At 45.7% G+C, this 20,998-nt stretch carries 25 protein-coding genes and 3 pseudogenes; 1 reads left to right on the forward strand and 27 read right to left on the reverse strand.

The genetic code is table 11. The features are described from left to right. Positions 1-32 precede the first annotated feature (32 nt). From kduI to RS881_RS47800, 15 genes and pseudogenes are all read right to left on the reverse strand, one after another. Complete coding sequence (gene kduI, locus RS881_RS47715; protein WP_315817264.1) at positions 33-863, reverse strand: 5-dehydro-4-deoxy-D-glucuronate isomerase; 831 nt, start codon at positions 861-863, stop codon at positions 33-35. 73 nt (positions 864-936) lie between these two features. Beyond that, positions 937-1,629 (reverse strand): SDR family oxidoreductase, encoded by a 693-nt coding sequence (locus tag RS881_RS47720; RefSeq protein ID WP_315817265.1) that lies wholly within the window; start codon positions 1,627-1,629, stop codon positions 937-939. 95 nt (positions 1,630-1,724) lie between these two features. Further along, positions 1,725-3,166 (reverse strand): annotated as a pseudogene (gene uxaC, locus RS881_RS60935) (glucuronate isomerase). A 59-nt stretch (positions 3,167-3,225) separates the two neighbouring features. Continuing rightward, complete coding sequence (locus RS881_RS47735) at positions 3,226-3,657, reverse strand: UxaA family hydrolase (protein ID WP_315817266.1); 432 nt, start codon at positions 3,655-3,657, stop codon at positions 3,226-3,228. After that, positions 3,608-4,539 (reverse strand): annotated as a pseudogene (locus RS881_RS47745) (UxaA family hydrolase). The gene RS881_RS47735 and the pseudogene RS881_RS47745 overlap by 50 nt, the downstream one beginning before the upstream one ends. After that, complete coding sequence (locus RS881_RS47750; RefSeq protein ID WP_315817269.1) at positions 4,520-4,873, reverse strand: UxaA family hydrolase; 354 nt, start codon at positions 4,871-4,873, stop codon at positions 4,520-4,522. Before RS881_RS47750 ends, RS881_RS47745 begins: the two are co-directional and overlap by 20 nt. A gap of 236 nt (positions 4,874-5,109) precedes the next feature. Next, positions 5,110-5,892, reverse strand: a complete 783-nt coding sequence (locus tag RS881_RS47755; protein ID WP_315817270.1) for a mannitol dehydrogenase family protein — start codon at positions 5,890-5,892, stop codon at positions 5,110-5,112. Then, positions 5,808-6,284 (reverse strand): hypothetical protein, encoded by a 477-nt coding sequence (locus tag RS881_RS47760; protein ID WP_315817271.1) that lies wholly within the window; start codon positions 6,282-6,284, stop codon positions 5,808-5,810. The genes RS881_RS47755 and RS881_RS47760 overlap by 85 nt, the downstream gene beginning before the upstream one ends. Beyond that, positions 6,268-6,552 carry a hypothetical protein gene (locus RS881_RS47765; protein WP_315817272.1) on the reverse strand — a complete coding sequence of 95 codons (285 nt, stop codon included), beginning with the start codon at positions 6,550-6,552 and terminating at the stop codon, positions 6,268-6,270. Before RS881_RS47765 ends, RS881_RS47760 begins: the two co-directional genes overlap by 17 nt. Positions 6,553-6,585: 33 nt before the next feature. Beyond that, entirely contained in the window at positions 6,586-7,662 is a 1,077-nt protein-coding gene (locus RS881_RS47770; RefSeq protein WP_315817273.1) for a pectinesterase family protein, read from the reverse strand. Positions 7,663-7,728: 66 nt separating this feature from the next. Continuing rightward, positions 7,729-9,674 (reverse strand): annotated as a pseudogene (locus RS881_RS60940) (glycoside hydrolase family 88/105 protein). Between the two features lie 47 nt (positions 9,675-9,721). Then, positions 9,722-10,132: a hypothetical protein gene (locus tag RS881_RS47785; RefSeq protein ID WP_315817275.1), complete on the reverse strand. Its 411-nt coding sequence runs from the start codon at positions 10,130-10,132 to the stop codon at positions 9,722-9,724. A gap of 11 nt (positions 10,133-10,143) precedes the next feature. After that, positions 10,144-10,626: a glycoside hydrolase family 28 protein gene (locus tag RS881_RS47790; protein ID WP_315817276.1), complete on the reverse strand. Its 483-nt coding sequence runs from the start codon at positions 10,624-10,626 to the stop codon at positions 10,144-10,146. Between the two features lie 172 nt (positions 10,627-10,798). Continuing rightward, on the reverse strand, positions 10,799-11,149 hold the full coding sequence (locus tag RS881_RS47795) for a glycoside hydrolase family protein (RefSeq protein ID WP_315817277.1): 351 nt from the start codon (positions 11,147-11,149) through the stop codon (positions 10,799-10,801). Continuing rightward, positions 11,101-11,394, reverse strand: coding sequence for a hypothetical protein (locus RS881_RS47800; RefSeq protein ID WP_315817278.1), 294 nt, complete (start codon positions 11,392-11,394; stop codon positions 11,101-11,103). The genes RS881_RS47795 and RS881_RS47800 overlap by 49 nt, the downstream gene beginning before the upstream one ends. A 649-nt stretch (positions 11,395-12,043) precedes the next feature. Here RS881_RS47800 and RS881_RS47805 point away from each other — a divergent pair. Then, positions 12,044-12,469 carry an SRPBCC family protein gene (locus RS881_RS47805; protein ID WP_315817279.1) on the forward strand — a complete coding sequence of 142 codons (426 nt, stop codon included), beginning with the start codon at positions 12,044-12,046 and terminating at the stop codon, positions 12,467-12,469. A 202-nt stretch (positions 12,470-12,671) separates the two neighbouring features. Here the strand turns inward: RS881_RS47805 and RS881_RS47810 are convergent, their stop codons facing one another. From RS881_RS47810 to RS881_RS47860, 12 genes are all read right to left on the reverse strand, one after another. Beyond that, positions 12,672-13,904 carry a DUF4374 domain-containing protein gene (locus RS881_RS47810; protein WP_315817280.1) on the reverse strand — a complete coding sequence of 411 codons (1,233 nt, stop codon included), beginning with the start codon at positions 13,902-13,904 and terminating at the stop codon, positions 12,672-12,674. Between the two features lie 35 nt (positions 13,905-13,939). Continuing rightward, positions 13,940-15,598 (reverse strand): TonB-dependent receptor, encoded by a 1,659-nt coding sequence (locus RS881_RS47815; RefSeq protein WP_315817281.1) that lies wholly within the window; start codon positions 15,596-15,598, stop codon positions 13,940-13,942. Next, positions 15,556-15,759 carry a hypothetical protein gene (locus RS881_RS60945; protein WP_350340028.1) on the reverse strand — a complete coding sequence of 68 codons (204 nt, stop codon included), beginning with the start codon at positions 15,757-15,759 and terminating at the stop codon, positions 15,556-15,558. Before RS881_RS60945 ends, RS881_RS47815 begins: the two co-directional genes overlap by 43 nt. Next, a complete protein-coding gene (locus tag RS881_RS47820; RefSeq protein ID WP_315817282.1) occupies positions 15,696-16,307 on the reverse strand; it encodes a carboxypeptidase-like regulatory domain-containing protein in 612 nt (203 codons plus the stop codon). Before RS881_RS47820 ends, RS881_RS60945 begins: the two co-directional genes overlap by 64 nt. Before the next feature lie 101 nt (positions 16,308-16,408). Beyond that, a complete protein-coding gene (locus tag RS881_RS47825; RefSeq protein ID WP_315817283.1) occupies positions 16,409-16,831 on the reverse strand; it encodes a PepSY domain-containing protein in 423 nt (140 codons plus the stop codon). A gap of 33 nt (positions 16,832-16,864) precedes the next feature. After that, positions 16,865-17,560 carry a PepSY-associated TM helix domain-containing protein gene (locus RS881_RS47830; protein WP_315817284.1) on the reverse strand — a complete coding sequence of 232 codons (696 nt, stop codon included), beginning with the start codon at positions 17,558-17,560 and terminating at the stop codon, positions 16,865-16,867. 14 nt (positions 17,561-17,574) lie between these two features. Further along, a complete protein-coding gene (locus RS881_RS47835; protein ID WP_315817285.1) occupies positions 17,575-18,444 on the reverse strand; it encodes a hypothetical protein in 870 nt (289 codons plus the stop codon). A gap of 308 nt (positions 18,445-18,752) precedes the next feature. Continuing rightward, positions 18,753-19,247: a helix-turn-helix domain-containing protein gene (locus RS881_RS47840; RefSeq protein WP_315824842.1), complete on the reverse strand. Its 495-nt coding sequence runs from the start codon at positions 19,245-19,247 to the stop codon at positions 18,753-18,755. Between the two features lie 136 nt (positions 19,248-19,383). Then, on the reverse strand, positions 19,384-19,740 hold the full coding sequence (locus tag RS881_RS47845) for a hypothetical protein (RefSeq protein WP_315817286.1): 357 nt from the start codon (positions 19,738-19,740) through the stop codon (positions 19,384-19,386). Between the two features lie 245 nt (positions 19,741-19,985). Beyond that, positions 19,986-20,330, reverse strand: a complete 345-nt coding sequence (locus tag RS881_RS47850) for an SEL1-like repeat protein (RefSeq protein WP_315817287.1) — start codon at positions 20,328-20,330, stop codon at positions 19,986-19,988. Positions 20,331-20,356: 26 nt separating this feature from the next. Continuing rightward, on the reverse strand, positions 20,357-20,689 hold the full coding sequence (locus RS881_RS47855; RefSeq protein WP_315817288.1) for a hypothetical protein: 333 nt from the start codon (positions 20,687-20,689) through the stop codon (positions 20,357-20,359). Continuing rightward, the gene (locus RS881_RS47860) at positions 20,671-20,994 is read right to left on the reverse strand and encodes a hypothetical protein (RefSeq protein ID WP_315817289.1); all 324 of its coding nucleotides are present in this window, start codon (positions 20,992-20,994) and stop codon (positions 20,671-20,673) included. The genes RS881_RS47855 and RS881_RS47860 overlap by 19 nt, the downstream gene beginning before the upstream one ends. Positions 20,995-20,998 lie beyond the last annotated feature (4 nt).

Here is a 20,998-nt window from a genome sequence, read left to right on the forward strand (position 1 = left end):
GCTTAGATTTTCAATCGAAAGAAGTAAATACCTTACCTGATATCGGCAATCGCTACAGCATCCATATCAGTATATACATAATTTTCGCCAGCCATTCCCCAAATAAAGGAATAATTGGATGTACCACAACCAGAATGGATTGACCAGGGAGGAGACACGATTGCTTCATGATTGGCGATAAGCAAATGCCTTGTTTCCGTAGGTTCACCCATAAAATGGAATACACGGTGTTGTTCGGGTATATCAAAATAAAAATAGGCTTCCATACGACGGGTATGAACGTGTGCCGGCATGGTATTCCATACACTGCCACTGGCCAACACAGTAAGTCCCATTACCAGCTGACAGCTTTTAATACCATCTGCATGGATGTATTTATAGATCGTACGTCGATTGGCGGTTGTTTGATCGCCCATCTCTGTAGGTGATGCTTCTTCTTTGGTCAATTTACGGGTAGGATAGCTGGCATGTGCCGGTGATGACAGCAGGTAAAATACAGCAGGCGCATGCTTATCATCGCTGGCAAAGGATACTTGCTTTACTCCTTTGCCCAGGTACAGGCAATCCAGTTTGCTGAGTTCGTACTTCACCCCATCTGCTTCTACAGCGCCATTGCCGCCCACATTAATGATCCCCAGCTCACGACGCTCAAGGAAATATTCAGCCCTCAGTTCTGTATGGTTGGGCAACTCTACCGCCTTGCTAAAGGGCTTTACCCCACCAACGATCACCCGGTCATAATGAGAGTATACCAACTGTACGCGGTCATCCTGCATTAAGGCAGGAATATGAAAATTTTCCCGCAGCTCCTTGGTGTTCATGCGGCTGGTTTCTTTCGGACTATTCTGAAAACGGATCTCCATTAGTGTTTATAGTTTCTTGTTTTCGTTTGTGGTTCTCACTGGTGGTCAACGCCCCCATTATCAAATGATCTAATTACCGTCCCATCCATCCACCATCAACCGTAATGATGGTGCCATTCACATATTGGGCGGCCGCCGATGCCAGGAATACCGCTGCACCTTTAAAGTCTTCAGGCTCGCCCCAGCGACCTGCAGGTATACGGTCCAGGATCGACTTACTGCGAACAGGGTCATTGCGCAATGCTTCGGTATTATCGGTAGCAATATACCCGGGTGCTATGCCATTTACATTCACGCCCCTACCTGCCCATTCATTGGCCAACGCCTTGATCAGGCTACCCAAGGCTCCTTTGCTGGAAGCATAGCCAGGGACATTGATACCTCCCTGAAAAGTAAGTAAAGAGCAGGTAAAAATGATCTTACCGCTACCCCTTGCTACCATGTCTTTGCCAAACTCTCTGGCCAGGATAAAAGGAGCGTCGAGGTTAATGGACATTACTTTATCCCAGTATTCATCCGGATGTTCGGCTGCGGGTTTACGCATAATGGTACCGGCATTGTTTACCAGGATATCAATGACGGGGTTGTCGGCTTTTGCCTTTTCTACAAACGAATAAAGGCTTGCCCTGTCAGAAAGATCGGCCTGGTAGGCTTTGAATTTCCGGCCAAGGGCAGTCACCTGCTTTTCAATATCGCTGCCACTAAGTTCCAGTGAACCGGATACGCCAATGATATCAGCGCCCGCTTCGGCCAGGCCAAACGCCATGCCTTTTCAATGCCTTTATTACAACCTGTTACAAGTGCTGTTTTTCCTTTTAAACTAAAGAAGTCCATTATAGCCATGATGAATCAATACCGCTTTTAAAAGATTTTTTCTGTGATGTGTGACTGTTTCTCGATGTACTGCCAATTGAAATAGTTCTTGGCATTGTGGAAACAGATATCCTGTATTACTTTTCCTACCCAGGGAATATCATTGGGCAATTCACCATTTTCTATCTCCTCACCAAACAGGTTGCACAAGATACGACGGAAATATTCATGACGGGGATATGACAGAAAACTTCTTGAGTCGGTCAACATGCCTACAAACCTGCTTAGCAGACCCATATTTGATAAAGTGTTCATTTGTTTGGTCATGCCATCTTTCTGGTCGAGGAACCACCAGCCGGAGCCCCATTGTATCTTACCCGCAGACGAGCCATCGTTGAAATTGCCTACCATGGTAGCCATCAGTTCATTGTCAGCTGGATTGAGGTTATACAAGATGGTTTTAGTAAGCTTATCATCACTATCCAGGCGGTTGAGGAATTTAGCCAGTGACCTTGCCTGGGAGAAATCGCCAATGGAATCCCAACCTGTGTCGGGTCCCAGTTGGTTGAGCATACGGCTATTGTTGTTACGCAATGCGCCGAGGTGGTATTGTTGTACCCAACCACGCTCCCAGTCCCACTCTGCAAATGTGACCAACATGGCCGATTTGAACTTTTTGCGTTCGGTGAGGTCAAGCTCTTTTCCGCTGCGTACTTTATCAAAGATGGTTTTGATCTCTGCTTCCGTATAGTCTTCTGCATAGATCTCTTCCAGGCCATGGTCGGAAACGCTACAACCGTGGGCGGCAAAGAAATCATGGCGTTTTTCAAAGCGGTGAGGTAATCGCTGTAAGAGGCCACTGATGTGTTGGCCGCTTTCTCTACCCTGCTTACATAGTTATTAAAATTAACCGGGTTGTCTACATTCATTGCTGCATCGGGCCGGAAAGCAGGCAAAATGGGTATCTCAAAGCGTTCGGCCTGTAGTTGGGCATGGAATTCCAGGTTATCAACGGGATCATCGGTAGTACATACCAGCCTTACATCCATTTTGCGCAGCAAGTTACGCACACCGTATTCGGGTGTTTGTAGCTTGGCAGTACACTCGTCATATATTTCTTTGGCAGTAGCCGGGCTCAATACTTTATGTACATCAAAGTACCGTTGTAGCTCCAGGTGTGTCCAATGATACAAAGGATTGCGTAAGGTATAAGGAACAGTTTCGGCCCATTTTTCAAACTTCTCCCAATCGCTGGCATTACCAGTGCAATAACGTTCATCGGCACCATTGGTACGCATAGCACGCCACTTGTAATGATCGCCATATAACCAGATCTGGGTCAAGTTTTCAAATTGCTTGTCTTCTGCAATCTGTTGTTGGGGCAGGTGGCAGTGATAATCAATAATGGGCATGTTCTTGGCATACTCATGATACAGCTTTTGTGCTGTTTTGCTATGCAAGAGAAAATGTTCGTCTAAGAAATTCTTCATATATCTTTTTTAAATACAAGCTGCGAGCTACGTGCCGCGAGCTGCAGGCAAATACAGTTTTACAATGATACGCCACGCTTCCAGGGGATAAAATCATCCTGTCCGTGTCTTACTGCATGAACGATGGTTTCGCCACTAGCCACTTTGATAATATAATCCAGTATGCGCTCGCCACATTGTTCAATGGTTTCATCGCCTTCAATGATAGTTCCTGCATTGAGGTCAATGATATCGCGCATTTTATTATACAACACAGTATTGCTGGCTATCTTCACCACAGGGGCAATTGGATTGCCGGTAGGGGTACCAAGCCCTGTAGTAAAGAGTACCACGGTAGCGCCTGAACCTACTTCGGCGGTGGTAGACTCTACATCGTTGCCGGGTGTACAAAGAAGGTTAAGGCCAGGTTTGGAAACCTGCTCGGGATAATCAATACATCCGCTACGGGAGAGGTGCCTCCTTTTTAGCGGCGCCTGCCGATTTGATGGCATCCGTAATGAGACCGTCTTTGATATTACCGGGTGAGGGATTCATATCAAATCCCGATCCTACTGCCTGTGCGCGGGCATTGTAGGAACGCATGAGGTCAATGAACTTTTAGCGGTATCCTGGGTGGTACAACGATCGCTGATCTCCTGCTCCACACCACAGAGTTCCGGAAATTCGGAGAGGATAACCGATCCGCCCAAGGCTACCAGCAGGTCGGAGGTATACCCTACCGCCGGGTTGGCCGAGATACCGGAAAAGCCGTCTGATCCACCGCATTCCAGGCCAATAGTAATTTTGCTAAGTGGCGCAGGTTGGCGGGTAAACTGATCGGCAGCTACCAGGCCGGTAAAGGTTTGTTTAACCGCCTTGGCCAGTAAGTCGGTTTCCAACCCTTCTTTCTGTTGCTCCAGGATATACAAGGGTTTGCTGAATTGGGGTGATCGTTTGGCGATCTCCTCCTGCAGCATAGATACCTGGGCATTCTGGCAACCGAGGCTAAGCACGGTGGCGCCTGCCACATTGGGATGGGTGATATAACCAGCCAGCAAACCACAAAGGGTTTGTGCATCCTGCCGGATACCGCCACAACCGCCTTCATGAGACAGGAATTTAATACCGTCGATATTCTTAAACAAATGCCGCCCTGCCTGTACGTCATCAGACGCAGGCTCGCTAAACTCCACAGTGTCAATATTAATCCCTTTCTGATAGGCGGCTATCAGTTGTTTTGTCAAATCATTATACTTTTTTGGCCGGGCATAGCCCAATTCTTCCAGCAAGGCTTCTTTGAGTACTTCTACATTACGGTTTTCACAAAATACCAGGGGCACTACCAACCAATAATTAGCTGTACCCACACTACCATCAGCCCGGTGAAATCCCATAAAGTTTTTGCTGCCAGCGGCTCACATCAGGAATATGCCAGCTGGTACGGCGTTGATCAGACAGTTGGTATTCTTCGGCCGCATGTTTCAGATTGGAGGTAGAGATGCGGGTGCCCACAGGAATATCCTCTTTGGCTTTTCCGATCAGCACACCATACATCGTTACTGCTCCACCTATGGGCAGTGATTCGGTTGTAAATTTATGTTTGGCGGGAATATCTTCTACCAGGGTATACTCGTTACCATTATAAGGAATGATTTGCCCTTTGGCCAGGTCTTGTAAGGCCACCAACACATTGTCTTTCGGATGCACTTTTAATACGATCTGTTTCATATCTTAATTTTGAGTGTTAGCCGGAGGCTAACAAATAACCGTCACCAGCCAGAGGCTGGCGACTGCGCTAACAAATACTGATCATCCCGCTTCAGGCGGGATGACTGTAATAAACTCCTTTCCTTTAAAACAACTTCCTTTCTAATATAGTTCGTATCAGGCTGTTACTCCATCTGATTGCAGGCTTTTCATGGCAGCCGCAGCGCCTTTCCGGATGATGGTATCGAGTTTATTGGTTACTGCCTCGGCAAAGCCTGGCATTTTGGCCAGGTTAGCCCCCAGAAATCGGTATCACTCAATACCTTCTGTACCAGGGCAGGGGCTTCGGTATTGGCCCATTTAGCAGCATACCAGGCAGCATGATCATCATTGACCAGGTATTGCTTACCATTTAATTCACCATAATATTTACCATCCGCGGCCAGGGTAGACTTCATGAACAAAAGGTGTCCGGCAAAGCCCAGCGCCATGTATTCCGGAATACTGCCTGTACGCTCGTAGTGCTTCAGCAGCAAGGGGATATTGCGCATTTTCATTTTAGAGGAATATTGAACGGTGATACTTAACCACAGGTGTTCAATATAAGGGTTACGGTACCTATCCAATACTTTAAAAGCAAAGTCTTTGGCGGTGGGTATGGAAATATTTTCATTGGCAACGGCAGGCACCATTTCCTGTAACATCAGGGTACCTATATAGGCTGTGAAGGTAGCATCGTCCATGGCAGTTTTCACAGTGGGAAAGCCTGCCAGGTGAGCCAGTCCACAACTAAAGGTATGAGAACCGTTGAGTAATCGCAATTTTAACTCCCTGAAAATATTGATGTCCGGAGCAATGACAACACCTGTATCGGCCTTGCTGAAAGACAGGATATTCCGTACCCGGTCGTTATCTGATTCTATGGCCCAGAGACGATATACTTCGGACATGATCATCAATTCATCACGGTAGCCATTATCAGCCTCCATTTGCTGGTGTTGTACAGCCGGGAGTTTACCAGGTACAATACGATCGACCAATGAATTGCAAAAATAGTTGTGTGTTTCCAGCCAGTCGAGGAAGGCTGTTTCCAATCCATTCTGGTGAGCGAGTTCCAATACGATGGCTTCCAGTTTTTACCATTATCAGGTATTAACTCGGTAGGTATAATGACCATGCCTTTGGAGCTATCGCCCTGGAAAACCTTGAAACGCTGGTAGAGGAAAGCCAGGAGTTTGCCGGGAAAGGATTCCGGCGGTGAAGCATGTACATTGTCTTTTATTAAGGTAATCCCCACCTCGGTAGTATTGGAAATAATGATCTGCATATCGGGATTGGCGGCACACTTAAGAATTTCGTCCCAATCATTTTTGGCAGCCAGTACGCGGCTGATCGATGCATTCAGTATTTTTCTTCTACTTTTTTTTACCATCCTCAATACCCTGCACACATTGGGTATATAAACCGTCCTGCTCGGCAAAAGCATCGGTAGCACCATTGCCGGTTGATTTCACTATCACCACGCGGCCATTGAAAATTCCCTGTTTATTGGCTTTGTCTATAAAATAATCTGGCAGTCCACGCAAGAGCACACCTGTGCCAAATTGCAATACTTTTTCAGGTAGTTCAAAATAAGAGGCACCTGGCAGATTGATACCCGGTGTTTTAATGCTAGCAAGGGTTTGTTTCGACAGATTCATTGTTCTTTCTTATTTATTACTTTACTTATATTTTTATAATTTCCAGCGATCACCAAATACCCAGTTGGAATTGATGTTTGCTGCTTTTAAACCTACTGGCAAATTATTGGCATACCAGGCAAAATCATTTCCACCCTGCCGGTGACAATTGAAATAATAGACCCTTTCGCCCCACTGCACGAGGTTATTGGTAGGCACCCGGGAAATCGGCTTATCAGCCATATTCTGTGCAAAGGAACAGTTGATCAAATAGAATTGGGCATCCCGGTGATACCGCCCCAATTTGAAACCATCATACCCCTCAAAGGAGCAATTATTCAATACGGTTTTGGAATCTTGTACGCGTGAACCATCATGCCATATAGCCGCGTCACCTGTATGAGCTATAAAACGGCAGTTTTCGGCATAGGCCCAACCACGGGGGCAATAAAAATCCACACCTCCTTCCATTACGCAGTCTTTAAAATAGAATAACCCATTCTCTACATTCCAGGGGCTCATAGTATCGCCTGCCCAGGCTTTGAAATGGCAGGCAATAGCGCTGAAACGGGTGCCCCGCATGGTACGCACAGCCATTTGGTGACCGCCCTTCCCTATTTTCTTTTGGCGGTGCATGGTATCGAGTGGACAGTCGATGATGGTATCCTGTTTCCAGTCGAAGCCATAACTATTGGTAACGGTGAGTTTTTTGAGGGTAATATCATTGCCATCGATGTTGAGGGTAGCTACACCCCAATCATCATTGTGCACACAACGCCAGGCATCGCGGGCTATAGCAGCTGTAATAATGGTAGTACCCATCCCCTCGCCTTCCAGGATGATATTATGACCTTCGATATAGAGCTTTTCCTTGTACACCCCTTTTTTGATATAAATGGTGCGGGGAGTTGCCGAATTGGGAGGCAAGGAATTAATAGCAGCCTGTATGGATTTAAAATGGCCTTTGCCATCGGGAGATACAATGATCCTTTGCTGCAGCTGTGCCGAAAGAGCCGGTGAAATGATCAGCAGCAGGAAGATAAACAAGTTACACCACAAAAGGTATCCCGCAGGGGACGGGGTACCGGTGCTCTTCCTTTTCAAACTACGTATAACTTCACCCTTTTTCATCTGCACTATTTACTTCGTAATTACTTTTACACATCTTCTGTATTCTATATGCTGACTCCTCTCTTCTCACTTCTTATTTGTATTTCCAATTAGCCATTTCACCAGATCAGTAGCTGCTTTATAGTTTTCAAAATCAGCTGGCAGCTTTCGGCCATCCACGTATTCATTGTAAAACCAGGGATCACCCACCGCAAAAACAGTCCCTTTGCCGTATTTAGTAACTGCCATAACAATGTTCTTTCCTCCTGCATCTTTAAATACAGCGGTAGCGGGTTGTTTCAGTTCAAGGCTGCTGTATTCCTTGATGTAAATTTTCTTGGCTGTTTTAAAGATGGCATCCTGTGGGGTTATGTAAAAGGCGCCTTGCTCGTATTGGTTGCCCTGTACACGATTGAGGCTGTTTTCATTGAAGTGGATGCCAAAAGCAGCACCCAATTGATTCCAATGCTCAAATTCGGCATTGCCCGAATCATTGCCCATTAAGAGCAGCACGCCACCGGCCTTTACCCAATCGCTAATGGCTTTTACATCCTGTGGTTGTATAAAATGGGGATCGGGTGATTCCTTTTTGGTATCAGGATCAACGATCACGTAGATAGAAGCATTTTGCAGGCTTTGTGCAGTAGGGGCGGTTTCAAGCGCAGCCGTTTTCATACCCTGAATGCGGAAAATATCACCCAGCATGGCAAAACCGCCATAGGTCTTATCATCCCAGGTATAATGGAAGCGGGCCTGGGTACCGGTAGCATCCTTTTTCCATTCATTGTTAAACCAGTAATCCAGCAATACGGTTTTGCCCTTACCCAGGGGCAGGGTGGGCAACATTTCGGCTTCCACAGCACATTGAATGAAGGCGCCAACACCCTTGGGGTCATTTACAATAACAGGCTCACTCATGTAATAAGCAAAGCTACCATCACGATATGGGTTGCCACCAAGGCCGGATACTTTTACGGTTCCCTTCAGGTTGGTTTGACCATTGGCATCGGTTTCTATAAATGCTTTGGTAATACCGGCATACCCTTTTGCACGGCCGGCAAGTAGCTAGCCGGCAAATAACCATTGCGCATGCCTTTGGCCAGTGTATAAACGATCATGGAAGAACCCGACGCTTCGAGGTAATTGCCTTTTTCATTGGGCATATCTACAATATCATACCAGGCGCCGGATTTGGGATCCTGCACTTTTACAACTGCTTTTGCAAAGCGGTTGAGGATAGCAATGATGGAATCACGGCCGGGATGGTTGGCAGGGAAATGATCCAGGGCATCTACCATGGCCATTCCGTACCAGCCTAAAGCGCGGCCCCAAAAATGGGGAGAAAGGCCGGTCGTTTTATTGGCCCATTTTTGCTGATGGGATTCGTCCCAACCATGGTACAATAAACCGGTTTTGCTATCGCGGGCATGCCGCTCCATCAATACAAACTGACGGGTGATGTCGTTGAAAGCCGTATCCTCATGAAAGATCTTTGCATATTCGGCATAAAAAGGCTGGCCCATATAGAGACCATCGAGCCACATTTGGGAAGGATAGATATTCTTGTGCCAGAAACCACCTTCAGAGGTACGTGGATGCTGACGCAATTGGTTACGCAGGAGATCAGCCGCCTTTCTATATTTTTCCTTACCGGTTACGCGATACAGGAAAAGGATCAGTTTGCCATTATTGATATGATCAATATTGTATTCATCGGGGCGGTAACCTTTGATGGAACCATCATCCTGTACAAAGAAGTCCATACTGCGTTGGATATAATCGAAGTAATGTACATTGGAAGTGGCATTCCAGGTACCTTCTATGCCCTTTAGTATCACGCCCTGGTCGTAGCTCCAACGGGCGGGGCGATCAGGTGTCAGCGCAAAAGAATCGCTCCAAATTTTCATAGCAGTAGCAGCCATTTCCTGCGACCATTTAGTGGACGGGGTGCTGGGCAACTTTGTACTGGTTTGGGCCAATGAAGAATTGATCAGTATGGCAAGGGTGAATATGGTACAGCAAATATGTTTCATGTTTCGTGAATCGTTCCCGCTCCTTAGCAGGATGAATCGTGAATAGATTATTTTAACGTGACGCTGTTTGCTGAAGCGCCGAATTCATATTGTATCTTTTGTTTGGCTTTAGTAGCATCGGTATTGGTGATGGCAATTTTGCCCGAACGGTCGCCACCGATGCGAAATAACAAGTCCGCCCCTTCTCTATAAAATATCTTATTAAAGGACAGGTTATCACTGTTCAGCACATCCACCACCGGATTTGATTCTTTGGTAATAAGCCGGATATTGTTAAAGGTAATTCCAGTTGCTTCACTACAATCAATGCCTTTGTTGGCTTGTAATACCATGTTCTCGAGCCGGATATTCCTGATGTGCATTTCGGGCAGACCACGGATAAAAATGCCTTTCCCGGCTCCGTTACAAACTACATTGCTCACATAGATATCCTTAAATACGGGAGTACCATCGGTCACCGGCAGCATTTCTACTTTGGGAGCCTCCCTTTTTCGCCGGTAAGTGGCACAGGATCTTTGGCCATATAATACATATCAAAGAGTATGGCTTCGCCGGGAATATCTTTCATATAGATATCCTTGATAAAAATGTTTTCCACTACACCACCACGACCACGGGTAGTTTTAAACCGTAAGCCAATATCGGTGCCTATAAAGGTGCAATTGGTTACATGGATATTGCGAGCTCCACCACTCATTTCACTACCTATCACAAAACCACCATGCGCATGGTATACAATGCAGTTGCGGATAATGACATTTTCGGTCGGCATGCCTCTTTGACGGCCGGCTTCGTCGCGTCCGCTTTTCATGCACAAGGCATCATCGCCTACATCAAATGTGGAATTTTCGATCAGCACATTTTTACAGCTCTCCACATCTATACCATCGCCATTCTGTGCATACCAGGGGTTTTTAACGGTCACATTCCGCACAGTGAGCTGTTCGCTCATCAGGGGATGCAAACACCAGGCGGGGAGTTCTGGATGATAACGCCTTCCAGCAATATATTTTTACACTTGGTAAGTACGAGTAAGTTGGGACGGAGGAAATCTTTGACTGAATCGTAAAAAGCGGGGGATTTACCAACTTCAATAAGGCCTGGATTTTTGAGTTGGGAGCCTTTCAGGGCTTTGGCCGAAGGATACCAGGTACGTCCATCGGTGCTGATACCACCAGAAGCCACCAGTTTTTCCACTGGCTTTCGGTCAGTTTATCTTTCTTCACCATTCGCCAGGCATCGCCATTGCCATCAATAATACCGGCTCCTGTGATGCCAATATTTTGTTGGCCCTCGGCCGAAATGGGTGATTGGTTGCGCATTTGTGGCAAGCCTTCCCAATTGCCTTTAACAAGGGGGTATTGGTCAAAATCGTCGGTAAACTGAATGACGGCTCCTTTTTGGAGGTGCAGGTTCACGCCACTTTTCAGTACCAGGGGACCTGTATTCCACAATCCGGCGGGCACAACCACCACACCACCCCTTTTTTGCTGCAGGTTTCAATGGCTTTGTTGATAGGCACTGTATTGAGGGTAATACCATCGGCCAGGGCACCATATGCAATAATGTTACATGTGTCTTTCCTGAAGGAAGGAGTGGTTATTTTGGGCAACACCTGGGCTGTTCCCTGCAAATTGGCAGCAGCCAATATTACTGACATTGCTGTTTGCAGGGTATTTCTTTTCATGTTGGACAAATCAATCGCACGCTTGATATTCATCAATAAGTTTTTTGAACAGCCACGGAAATGCTCCGGACATGTTGTTGATGCCCTGTTTTCAACAACAATTGTAAACAGATATTCAGTATTAACGAACTCATTTCCACTGTTTTTTACGCAAACGTTGCCGAAAGCGTTTTCGCATTGATGATTCCGCGCGCAGGATGCAGCATTTAGGGCCTTGTAGGGCTAAGTGATTGATTTGGTTCAAATTTCGCATAGCCGGGCAGGCCCGGAACAGCCACAATAGCGTATTAGTAACCTGGATATTCCCGGGAGACCAGAACGGTCAGGAAACCCGGTAAAAACCGGGAGGCCTGGCCCCACCAGGCTACAAGCTACTATTAAGCTGGTATGGGCCAGGTACCGGGGAGACTAAGGCCCTAGTCTCTATAAAGTCTCTATAAGGTCTCTATAACATCTCTATTAGCTCTCTATTATGGTAGGGTAGTAATATTCCTGCATATAATCAGTCGCTTCTATAGGAAGACTCTTAATTGCAGTAATTCGGAGTAAAAATCAGTTGTTTTGAAGTGGGTCGCAATACACCTCTCTTTTGTCGTTTTTGCCCATATCGCAATATTATAAGCTCACGTATGTTTGCATTGTCAAACAAAAAAACAAACACTCAATATTAAAAAGTAGTAACATGGAAACGAAGACAAAAACAGCCATCACAGTAGAAGTAACAGTGAAAGCGCCCATAGAAAAAGTATGGCAGTATTTTAACGCTCCCGAACATATCGTGAACTGGGCTCATGCATCTGATGACTGGCATGCACCCGCTGCCAGCAATGACTTACAGGTTGGCGGAAAGCTCACCACCACCATGGCAGCCAAGGACGGTAGTTTCAGCTTTGAATTCTGGGGCATTTATACCGAGATCGTAGAGCATAAATTTATTGCTTATACCTTGGGTGACGATCGTAAAGTAACCATCACCTTCACCAGCCAGGGCAATGAAACGAAAGTGATAGAAACCTTTGAAGCAGAAGATACGCACTCCATCGAAATGCAACAAGGAGGCTGGCAGGCTATCCTCAACAACTTCAAGAAATATACTGAAGCTAACTAACCAGATCAGCAAAAAGTATAACCAATTTTTCAGTTGGTTGGTATACGGAATTATATGTGAAAGGGGCGCCTCAAAAATGGAGCGCCCCTTTTATTTAACCTGTTAACCGTACATCCCGGCTTATCCGGGGCTTCAGAGAGATAAGGTTTTATTGGCTTTAAAGGAATGGATCTCAGGATAAGGGGATTGGTTGTTGTTTATTCTATTTTGAGCTGAGGCGGCTTATTGCCGTAATCTTTCCTCCTTCTACTTTAAGACCTTGACTTACCGTATTCGCTACCGCATCGAATTTGTAAACAAAACTGCCTCCATTGGTAAATGTGATGCCTATGTAAGCTGTTTTACCATCGCGGGGTGAAAAGTTGTTGGAGGTGACGCTGGAAATGGTAGCCGGATCGGGGGTATTGGTGATCCAATTAAAGGTTTTGGTATTCACATTCACTGCTGCAAAATATCTACCAGTAGCATAGGCGCCTTTGTCCTTCTCCATCAACAATATAAAATTGCCATTGCCCACATAAACCTGGTTGGTCATATAAAATCCATTGGAAGCGGCTTTCAGGTCGAAGAAATAGGATTTGTCAAATTCGGTGGTTCCGCTTTTGATACGAACAACGGCAGAAGGTTTGGTAGAAGTGTAGGCACCACTATTAGTGGCCACTGAAGAAGAAAATCCATATACATCATCATTTTCTACTACAGCCAGTCCATCCACAAAGTAGCGACCGATGAAGCTGGTCCGGTTATCCCTGATCACTTTTTCGAGGGTCATGGAAGGGTAATTATAAACGGCTATCCAGGCACTGTCGGGATAAGCAGTACCAAAATTGTCACTGCAACAGCCCTTGATACTCATATAGGGGGCAAATACTTTATTACCTACTTGTTTGATCCAGGTAAAATGTGCCCGCTCGCCATTCCCTGCGAGTTCCACCACATTGGATTGTCCTTCGGCTGTTATCAATAGTTGATCGCTGTTGACCCTGTACCACAAGGCATTTGCACCGCCACTGCGTGGTATTTTAAACATAAGGATATCCTTGTCCACCGGGGCAAATGCCTGTACGGTTTCGGTTTGGAAATTGGTGAGCTTGGCCAGTTTACCTTCCTTGTTCAATTCATAAGCTGTTACGGCACCTGGATTGCCCTGGCCATACAGCATGCTGAAGAACTTATTGTTGTGGGTAACATAATAGCGGTAGGTGCCATCCTGCTCAATACCATTGCCAGCGGTGGTAATGGTGCCGGCATCCAGGTCGGCGGCCGTGAGGAGATAATCAGCCACGCCTGTACTGGCCACAGGGCTAACCGCAATTACATATTTGCCCTGGGCATTTCCACCATCACCTCCCTCCTGCTTGCTGTCTTTACTACAAGCGCTTAAGGCAAGGGCAAGGACCATCAGGCCCGCATAACAGGTACTGTACTTTTTCATTTCGCGTATTGTTTAGTTAATATTAAATCGAGGTACTATCTGCCCAGGAAATACCTGAGCTTGACATTAAAAGCCCTGCCGGGTTTTTGAAGACTGAAATTGTCGTAAAGCTGATCGTTGGTAATGTTCTTGCATTCAACCGCAATATTGTACCTGCCATCCTTTAGTGAATACACAATATTGGCATCATGAGCTAGTTGTGCGGGAACATCATATTTTCCCTGGCTGGTTCCCCTGCTGGGCCAATACAGGTAAAAAGCATGTACATATAAAAGATTGTAGCCAATGCTCAGATGATTGCCCGTATGACCAAAGTCCCTGAAGAAAAAGGACAGATCAGCATTGCCAAACATAAAGGGAAGGTTGGGCATACGGTCTTTGTATACCGGACTGACTCCGGTATAACCGGGCTCATATTTGCGTTGGTTGCGGATATTCTGGTAGGTAAAATTGGCACCTGCAGTCAGGAAATTTTTATAAGAATACCTGATCTCTCCCTCCCCGCCCAAATTGGAAACACCATCGAGGTTATCGGCAATCAACATGGTTTGGTTATTGTTCAACCTGTAATAAATAAAATCGGTAGAATAGCGGTAAATGGCGCTGCCTGCTATAGAGAATCGATGTACTTTATTCAGATTGAAGGAATAGGTAAGGCCCAGGTTAAGATTATCACTGGTTTCGGGTTTTAAATTAAAATTACTTTCCTGGGTTACCAGATCGCCAAACATTTCTTCATTTTCGGGCATGCGGTTACTCTTTTCATAGGACGCCTTTACCTGAAATTGTGGTCTTATGAAGTAAGCAGTAGCAATGCCATAGCCCATATTGTTTACTGTATTTTTTTGCTTTTTATAGGCTATATCGCCCCAATTCCCAGTGGGGTTATAAGTAGTGGAGGTAGTGGCTGTTTGCAACAGGTATTTTCCAAACAGGGTTGTACTCCACTTGGTATTGTAATCATATTTATACCCGAGGCCCAGGATATTCTTATTGGTTTTCTGTGGCTGCCTGTATTTATTGTCGGCCGGATACAATTCGTCTTCCCCTTTTCTGTCAAAGCGGGTAAACACATTATTGAGCGCCAGCGAGTGTTTTTCATTGATGGCCCAGGAAAAGGTGGTGGTTACCAGCCCTGTATTATTACTGTATTTATACATGGTGCGGGAGCGTTCGGCGCCGGTACCTGCATATTGCTTGTAATTGCCCAACCAATCATATCTCCTAAAAGCTGTATCGATATTCTGCTCCTTACCCAGGTTAATGTTGGCGTTAACAGTAAGATCAAGCCCTTTAATAAAGAAGTTCTTCTTCTGGTATTTAAGGGTCGGCATGATCATATTTCCTTTCCTATGCCAGGCGCCAAAAACAGACGTCATGCGGGCGCCCGTTTGTATCTCCTTATAGTTTTGCCCCAGGGTAATACCTATCAGCAACTTATCGGCCCATGTTTTATCCAGTACACCGGCATTTACCACTACCGTTTCATTGTGGTAGTTGTCATGAAAACGCTTGACCGTAGTATTGGGATAATACTTGCCGGTATTGATGTCGGATACATCGAGGGTTACTTTGTAATTGTTATCGGAATAGTTCTGAAAAGCGCTTACCTGCAAGGTGTATCCAGACTTTGAAGTAATGGCGGCATTGATCACACTGCGATGGGTGTTGAAGGAGCCGAATGCGTAAGACACATCGAGGTAGTTACGCTGCTTGTTGCCGGTAACAATATTAACGGCGCCCCCAATGCATCAGAGCCAAGCCATACAGGCACTACTCCCTTGTACACTTCTACCCTTTCGGCAAAATTGATAGGAATATTGTTGATCTGGAAAGAGGAACCAAAATTATCCATGGGTATACCATCGAGGAAAACCGGACCTGATTACCGGAAAAACCATTCAGGGAGAAATTGAAGTTAGAGCCAACGCCGCCCGATTCACGTACCCTGATACCCGAAACGCGGTCGAGGGCATGAGAAAGATCCAAGGTTGAATTGTGTAATTTTTTGGCGTCAATAGCCGTTACATTGTAGGCCTGCCTGCCCACCTGGCGGGTGGTAGTACGCCCGATAACGGAAACATCTTCCAGTTGCTCATCTTTTGATTCAAGCACAAAGTCCAGATGTGTAATTGCTTCAGGTGCCAGGCGCAGTTTCTTGAACAGTTTTTTAAATCCAATGGCCGTGATCTCCAGGGTAATGAGGCCTGGCTTCAGGTTATTGAGTTGAAACTTACCTTCCTGATCGGCAGAAACGCCCTGTTCATTTTCTTTGCATTGAATGGAAGCGCCAGCTACGGGGCTTCCTGATGAGGTACTGATCCTACCGGTTAAGGTAGCAGTAGCTGGTGGATTTTGCGGGAATACCGCTGAAAGGAGGAGGCAATACAGCCCCGTTAACAATATTTTTTATATTGCACAGCTTGATAAATTGAACGATTTTAAAAGCATCCACCTTCGGGTGGATGAGCCGTACAGTTGGCGCTGTGCGGCTCTTTTATTTCTTAAATAGTTTTGGCAGCCGGAGCTACTGGTCGTAGTGACGCATGATTGCTTTTTTGTGTTTGGTGTATAGTTGTTTTTTTGGTTTTCTTTTTCCTTTTACCCCGCCATACCAGGAAACCTGTAATGGGCAGGCTGGCGCCTGTGAGCGCTGCAAAGAAGGCAATTACCTTACCCGGGAAGCCAAGGATGGACCCCACATGGATATCGTAATTCAATCGCCTTAACTTGGCGCCAAAGCCTGCCGCTTCATATCCTTCCGCATACAATTTATTGCCTTTTAAAAGCTGGCCTGTATGTTGATCAAACGAAAAGCTCCTGGTATCATAATATTTTCCCGCCGTTGGGTAAATGGTGATCGCAATGGCGGAAGCCGCTTTTGCGGTATCCGGAAAAAGCGTAATAGAAACCTTCAGCTTCGGCATGTTGGGATATTACTTTTTGCCAGCTAAGGTCCATTACCTGTTGGGGGTGTACAGCTTCCCTTTCTGCAATGAATCGGAAACTGGCCGTTCAAATTCCGGCAGGGTTTGCCCACCCGAGGTGACCCAGTATAAACCACGACTATACCATTGGATACCATATACCATTCCGGTAAGGGCAATGGCAGTAAGGAAAAGCAAGGAATAGAACCCAAATACATTGTGGAGATCATAGTTCACCCTTTTGAAAGTAGCCTTCCATTTTACTGAAAAGCTTTGTTGACGGGTAGCTTTGGTCCACTTTTTAGGCCACCAGAGTACGAGACCGGTGATCAGTATGATAACAAAGATGAGGGTACCGTAATTTACGATGGGCCTCCCTATTTTATAAGGCAGCCACAGAAACCGGTGACCATTGAGTATGAAGCGGAAGAAATCGGTTTCTCCTTTCTTTTGCTCCTTCAAGCTGATCACTTGTCCGGAGTAAGGGTTAACACGTAAAATGGTATTACCGGAACGACCTTCGCCCAAGGACAGATAGATGGCCTTGCCCTGCTGGTAAGTAGCATAGTTGGGCTTTTTACCAGGTACCAAAGAATCGGCCAGGTGCATTAGGCGGGATGGTGTAATCACCGATTGTTGCCGCCGCTCAACTTTTGTTTCGGGCTCCAGTAAACCGGTGATCTCGTCCTGAAAAACCCAGATACAGGCTGTTAGGCAAACCACGAGCATGATCAACCCGGATATCAATCCCAACCATAGATGTAGCCAGGCCGAAATTCGATAAAAGAGGCTACGCGAAGGTGCCTTTTTCTTTGGGGGCAGTTTTTTGTTTTCAGGCATAGTCTGTATGTTATAAGGCAACGGAACAGGAAGGCATCGGCCCGCACCTTTCTATAAAGTTTACAGGATGGTTTTATTCCAATCGAAGCTGGTGGTAGCACATCGCCAGATGGCGACGAAATTCTTGCCCTCAAAATTGCCGGGTGTTTTTTCGGTTTGGGCAATCTCAATAACATAGCGTCCTTTCCAGGAGGGTGTAAAAGTGCACTCACCATTTTCATTGGTGGTGAAGGACTTTTCCAGCCATCGGCCGACACTACTTCCACCTGCATTTTTGCCGCAGGCTTTCCTTTGATATATGCTTTTATTTGGATGGCCGATTTAGCATTCGTGGAGGGGATAGCAGCTACATGCATATCATTGCCAGCAAAAGAGGCCGCTTCGGTTTTACCTATCCTGATAGCGGCGCTGGTGTTGAACTGATAGCGTGTTTCGCCGGGGAAATCTTTGGCATCGTGTGTAATACTAATGATATAACTGCCTTCCTGCTCAGGAATAAACTGTGCCTGGAGGAAATCAATATCTTTTGTGTAATTAAGCTCTTTGCGGTTGCCATCGGGGGTTATAAGCCAGCAATGAAGCTCTCTTATATTGGAATACCACCTGGCTACTGAATCACGTTCCTGGTCGGCATATTCTCCATAGAATATTTTAATGGTATGTGATTGCCCTTTTTTACCATTGGCTGCTGTCTCAATCCATAATGCATGTGCGAAAGCACTTTGCGCCATAACAATAAGGAGCATTACAAGAATGCCATCTCTGATTTTCATTTGCAGTAATTTTGCGCAAAGGAAAACCTTGTTCAGGTAGTATACTTTCCTATTCAGGAAAACCAGTTTACTATAAAAGGAATTTAAACAAGGAAGGGCGCCTTGTAAAAGGCACCCGTTTTCCAGGAGGCTATTTGATCCACGTTTATTCAAATCGCCTGCCAGATGTAACATGTAACAGCTGCCCAAACACCCAAGAAATATAAATAACCCGGGCTGAGTAACAGTGAGACAACATGCTAGAACCGTTGCTATCAAAATAACAGCTTACAGCAGTATGCTTATTCTCAAAACACATTTTGAGGGTACTAATTATTCATTCCCGTTTGCTGATCAAGGTATTCTTTGGGGGAAAGGCCTACACTGGTCTTGAAGATCCTGTAAAAACTGGCTTCGGAATTAAAGCCGCAATCATAGGCAATACCCAGGATGGAGAATTGATTGGACCGGGGATCGTGGAATCTTGCTTTGACTGCTGCTATCCGGTATTCATTAATGAGGTTCCTGAAAGACTTCTGAAATGACTTATTGATCACCGCCGAAACAATGGCGGTGGGTGTCTTGATCTCTTTTGCCAGCTTTTGTAAACTCAGTTCTGGATCCAGGAAAAGTTTCCTGGTTTCAAGGGCTTCTATGATAAGTTGGGCTACCTGCTGGATCTTTTCGGCCGTTAGTGTCAATCCTTTGCTACTACTCTTATTTAATTCATCTAGGTTAGATGGAGGAAGCCCGATCACAGGTGTTTCGACGGCCTGTGCTTCAGAGGGAATAATGACTCCGGAGGCTGGCTGTTCTGCCACCATCACAGATTTAACAGGCAGGTGGTACCCCTTAAAACCCAGGTAATAGATGATGATGGCCAGGTAACCAAAGAATAGCTGCCAGTGAATAAAATAACGGCTGCCATACTGGAAAAATAATCCAGCAGGATGCTTACCGTCAATACACCAAAGAGGATACCCAATAAAAAGTGATATTCCTTAGCCAGGTATAAGTGGGATAGTCGGTATTGGAAATATTATCGTTGAGCCATCGCCTGTACTGGATCACCAGCCGTAATGAAAGTATCCAATACAAGAGGCCGCTAATAATGGACAGTAAGTCTTCCGCTTCTTTCACCGGATTGAAATAATAGCTATTGGCGATAGCATCTTTAAGAGCCAGGTTCTTTTGAGGTAATACGGCCAGGTACACAAATACGGAATAGGCCATTGATAAGGCAAAAGGAAGAAAGTGCAGGGCATGTTTTTTTGCAGTTTCAGTCCAGGATGGGTAAGGGATAAGGTATACAACCATATCAGGGGTTGTATGGCCAGGTCGAATGCTAAAGGGAAATAACGTATGATGGGGTTTTTGCCAAAGGCCAATTGTATGTATCAGTATCTTAATACAAAGGGCATTAAAGACGATGACCAAACCGGATAAAAGGAGCCTGCTGAGGTTTTTGTTTTGCCCAGCCATATCAATACTGCAATAATAAATCCCTGAACAATGCCAACCAGCACCAATACTTCAAATAAGGAAAAATGCCAATTCAAGGTTTATTTATTTAATTCCTGCTTTATCTGGGCCAGTTGCTCTTCATAGTCGCCCTCCGCCTCGGCATCGGGATCATCTTCATCAAGGTACTGGCTATTGACGAGTCTGGAAGCCTCATTGGCTTCTGTCAGTAATTGCAAGGCTTTCTTTAGGTCTTTGTTTACGCCCAGGCCCTCATAATAACATAAAGCGAGATCACTCTTGGCAACGGTATGTCCTGCTTCACTGGCTTTTTGGAGCAGCATACAGCCACGGGTAGGATCGGCTTGTAATTGGTCCAGGCCTTGCTTATAAATGGATCCTTCTTTCCAGTAAGCCCAGGCTGCATTGAGGTTGTACTGTTGCATCTGGTGCAGGGTATCCAGCGCCAGGGTTATTTTTCCGGGTACTCATCAATAATGAAATCGGCCAGCTCTTTCAGATCAGCTGTTTCCCCTCCCTGAATAGCAAGGGTGCGCCATTTTATGACTTCGTCCTTTTCGGTGGTATTAAAATAATAATGGTTTGCCAACTCATGGCAAGCCCTGGCATCGCCCTTTTCGGCCAGGGTTTTAAAGAGTTGCTGGCTGACGGTATCCATCTCTTCAGAACCACGCTCATCATACACAGCCAGGGCCAGTTCAAGGGCAATCCAATAAAGGCTGCCAGGGCAATCGGCATACTGATCAATAAGGGATTGGTATTCTTTTATTTTTCCCTCCCGCATTTTGGAGGTGATCTTATAGATCTCTTTTTATTGAAGAGTTCGCTTAAGGAAACATTATTCAAAGCCGTGCCCCTTTCATCAATCAAATAGACTGGCGTTTGGATAGAAACTGTATCCGCGGCCCGGCGGTACAGGTATTGCTGGTGCACATTGGAAGCCAGGGATACAAATTGTTGGCCCATTACTCCGTTTTCGTGGGGCTGGGTAGTGTCGAAGGTCCATACATCTATACCATCGTCTATTGAGACCGTCTCACCCGACAGGATGGCTGCAATAATTTCCTTCATTTTGGCCTGATCTACCATAAAG

This window comes from Paraflavitalea speifideaquila (genome assembly GCF_032395985.1).
In the GTDB taxonomy this organism is placed as follows: Bacteria; Bacteroidota; Bacteroidia; order Chitinophagales; family Chitinophagaceae; genus Paraflavitalea; species Paraflavitalea speifideaquila.

Bases quoted from the DNA above. Each gene is read 5' to 3' on its own strand.
- RS881_RS47860 (WP_315817289.1), bottom strand. From the start codon at position 20,994: ATGGTAGATCAGGCCAAAATGAAGGAAATTATTGCAGCCATCCTGTCG.
- RS881_RS47830 (WP_315817284.1), bottom strand. From the start codon at position 17,560: ATGCTCGTGGTTTGCCTAACAGCCTGTATCTGGGTTTTTCAGGACGAG.
- RS881_RS47800 (WP_315817278.1), bottom strand. From the start codon at position 11,394: ATGAATATCAAGCGTGCGATTGATTTGTCCAACATGAAAAGAAATACC.
- RS881_RS47805 (WP_315817279.1), top strand. From the start codon at position 12,044: ATGGAAACGAAGACAAAAACAGCCATCACAGTAGAAGTAACAGTGAAA.
- RS881_RS60945 (WP_350340028.1), bottom strand. From the start codon at position 15,759: ATGGATAATTTTGGTTCCTCTTTCCAGATCAACAATATTCCTATCAAT.
- RS881_RS47855 (WP_315817288.1), bottom strand. From the start codon at position 20,689: ATGCGGGAGGGAAAAATAAAAGAATACCAATCCCTTATTGATCAGTAT.
- RS881_RS47850 (WP_315817287.1), bottom strand. From the start codon at position 20,330: ATGCAACAGTACAACCTCAATGCAGCCTGGGCTTACTGGAAAGAAGGA.
- RS881_RS47825 (WP_315817283.1), bottom strand. From the start codon at position 16,831: ATGCCGAAGCTGAAGGTTTCTATTACGCTTTTTCCGGATACCGCAAAA.
- RS881_RS47770 (WP_315817273.1), bottom strand. From the start codon at position 7,662: ATGAAAAAGGGTGAAGTTATACGTAGTTTGAAAAGGAAGAGCACCGGT.
- RS881_RS47735 (WP_315817266.1), bottom strand. From the start codon at position 3,657: ATGCCATCAAATCGGCAGGCGCCGCTAAAAAGGAGGCACCTCTCCCGT.
- RS881_RS47750 (WP_315817269.1), bottom strand. From the start codon at position 4,873: ATGAAACAGATCGTATTAAAAGTGCATCCGAAAGACAATGTGTTGGTG.
- RS881_RS47840 (WP_315824842.1), bottom strand. From the start codon at position 19,247: ATGGTGGCAGAACAGCCAGCCTCCGGAGTCATTATTCCCTCTGAAGCA.
- RS881_RS47720 (WP_315817265.1), bottom strand. From the start codon at position 1,629: ATGGCGTTTGGCCTGGCCGAAGCGGGCGCTGATATCATTGGCGTATCC.
- RS881_RS47835 (WP_315817285.1), bottom strand. From the start codon at position 18,444: ATGAAAATCAGAGATGGCATTCTTGTAATGCTCCTTATTGTTATGGCG.
- RS881_RS47810 (WP_315817280.1), bottom strand. From the start codon at position 13,904: ATGAAAAAGTACAGTACCTGTTATGCGGGCCTGATGGTCCTTGCCCTT.
- RS881_RS47790 (WP_315817276.1), bottom strand. From the start codon at position 10,626: ATGAGCGAACAGCTCACTGTGCGGAATGTGACCGTTAAAAACCCCTGG.
- kduI (WP_315817264.1), bottom strand. From the start codon at position 863: ATGGAGATCCGTTTTCAGAATAGTCCGAAAGAAACCAGCCGCATGAAC.
- RS881_RS47765 (WP_315817272.1), bottom strand. From the start codon at position 6,552: ATGAATCTGTCGAAACAAACCCTTGCTAGCATTAAAACACCGGGTATC.
- RS881_RS47760 (WP_315817271.1), bottom strand. From the start codon at position 6,284: ATGGTAAAAAAAAGTAGAAGAAAAATACTGAATGCATCGATCAGCCGC.
- RS881_RS47845 (WP_315817286.1), bottom strand. From the start codon at position 19,740: ATGGTTGTATACCTTATCCCTTACCCATCCTGGACTGAAACTGCAAAA.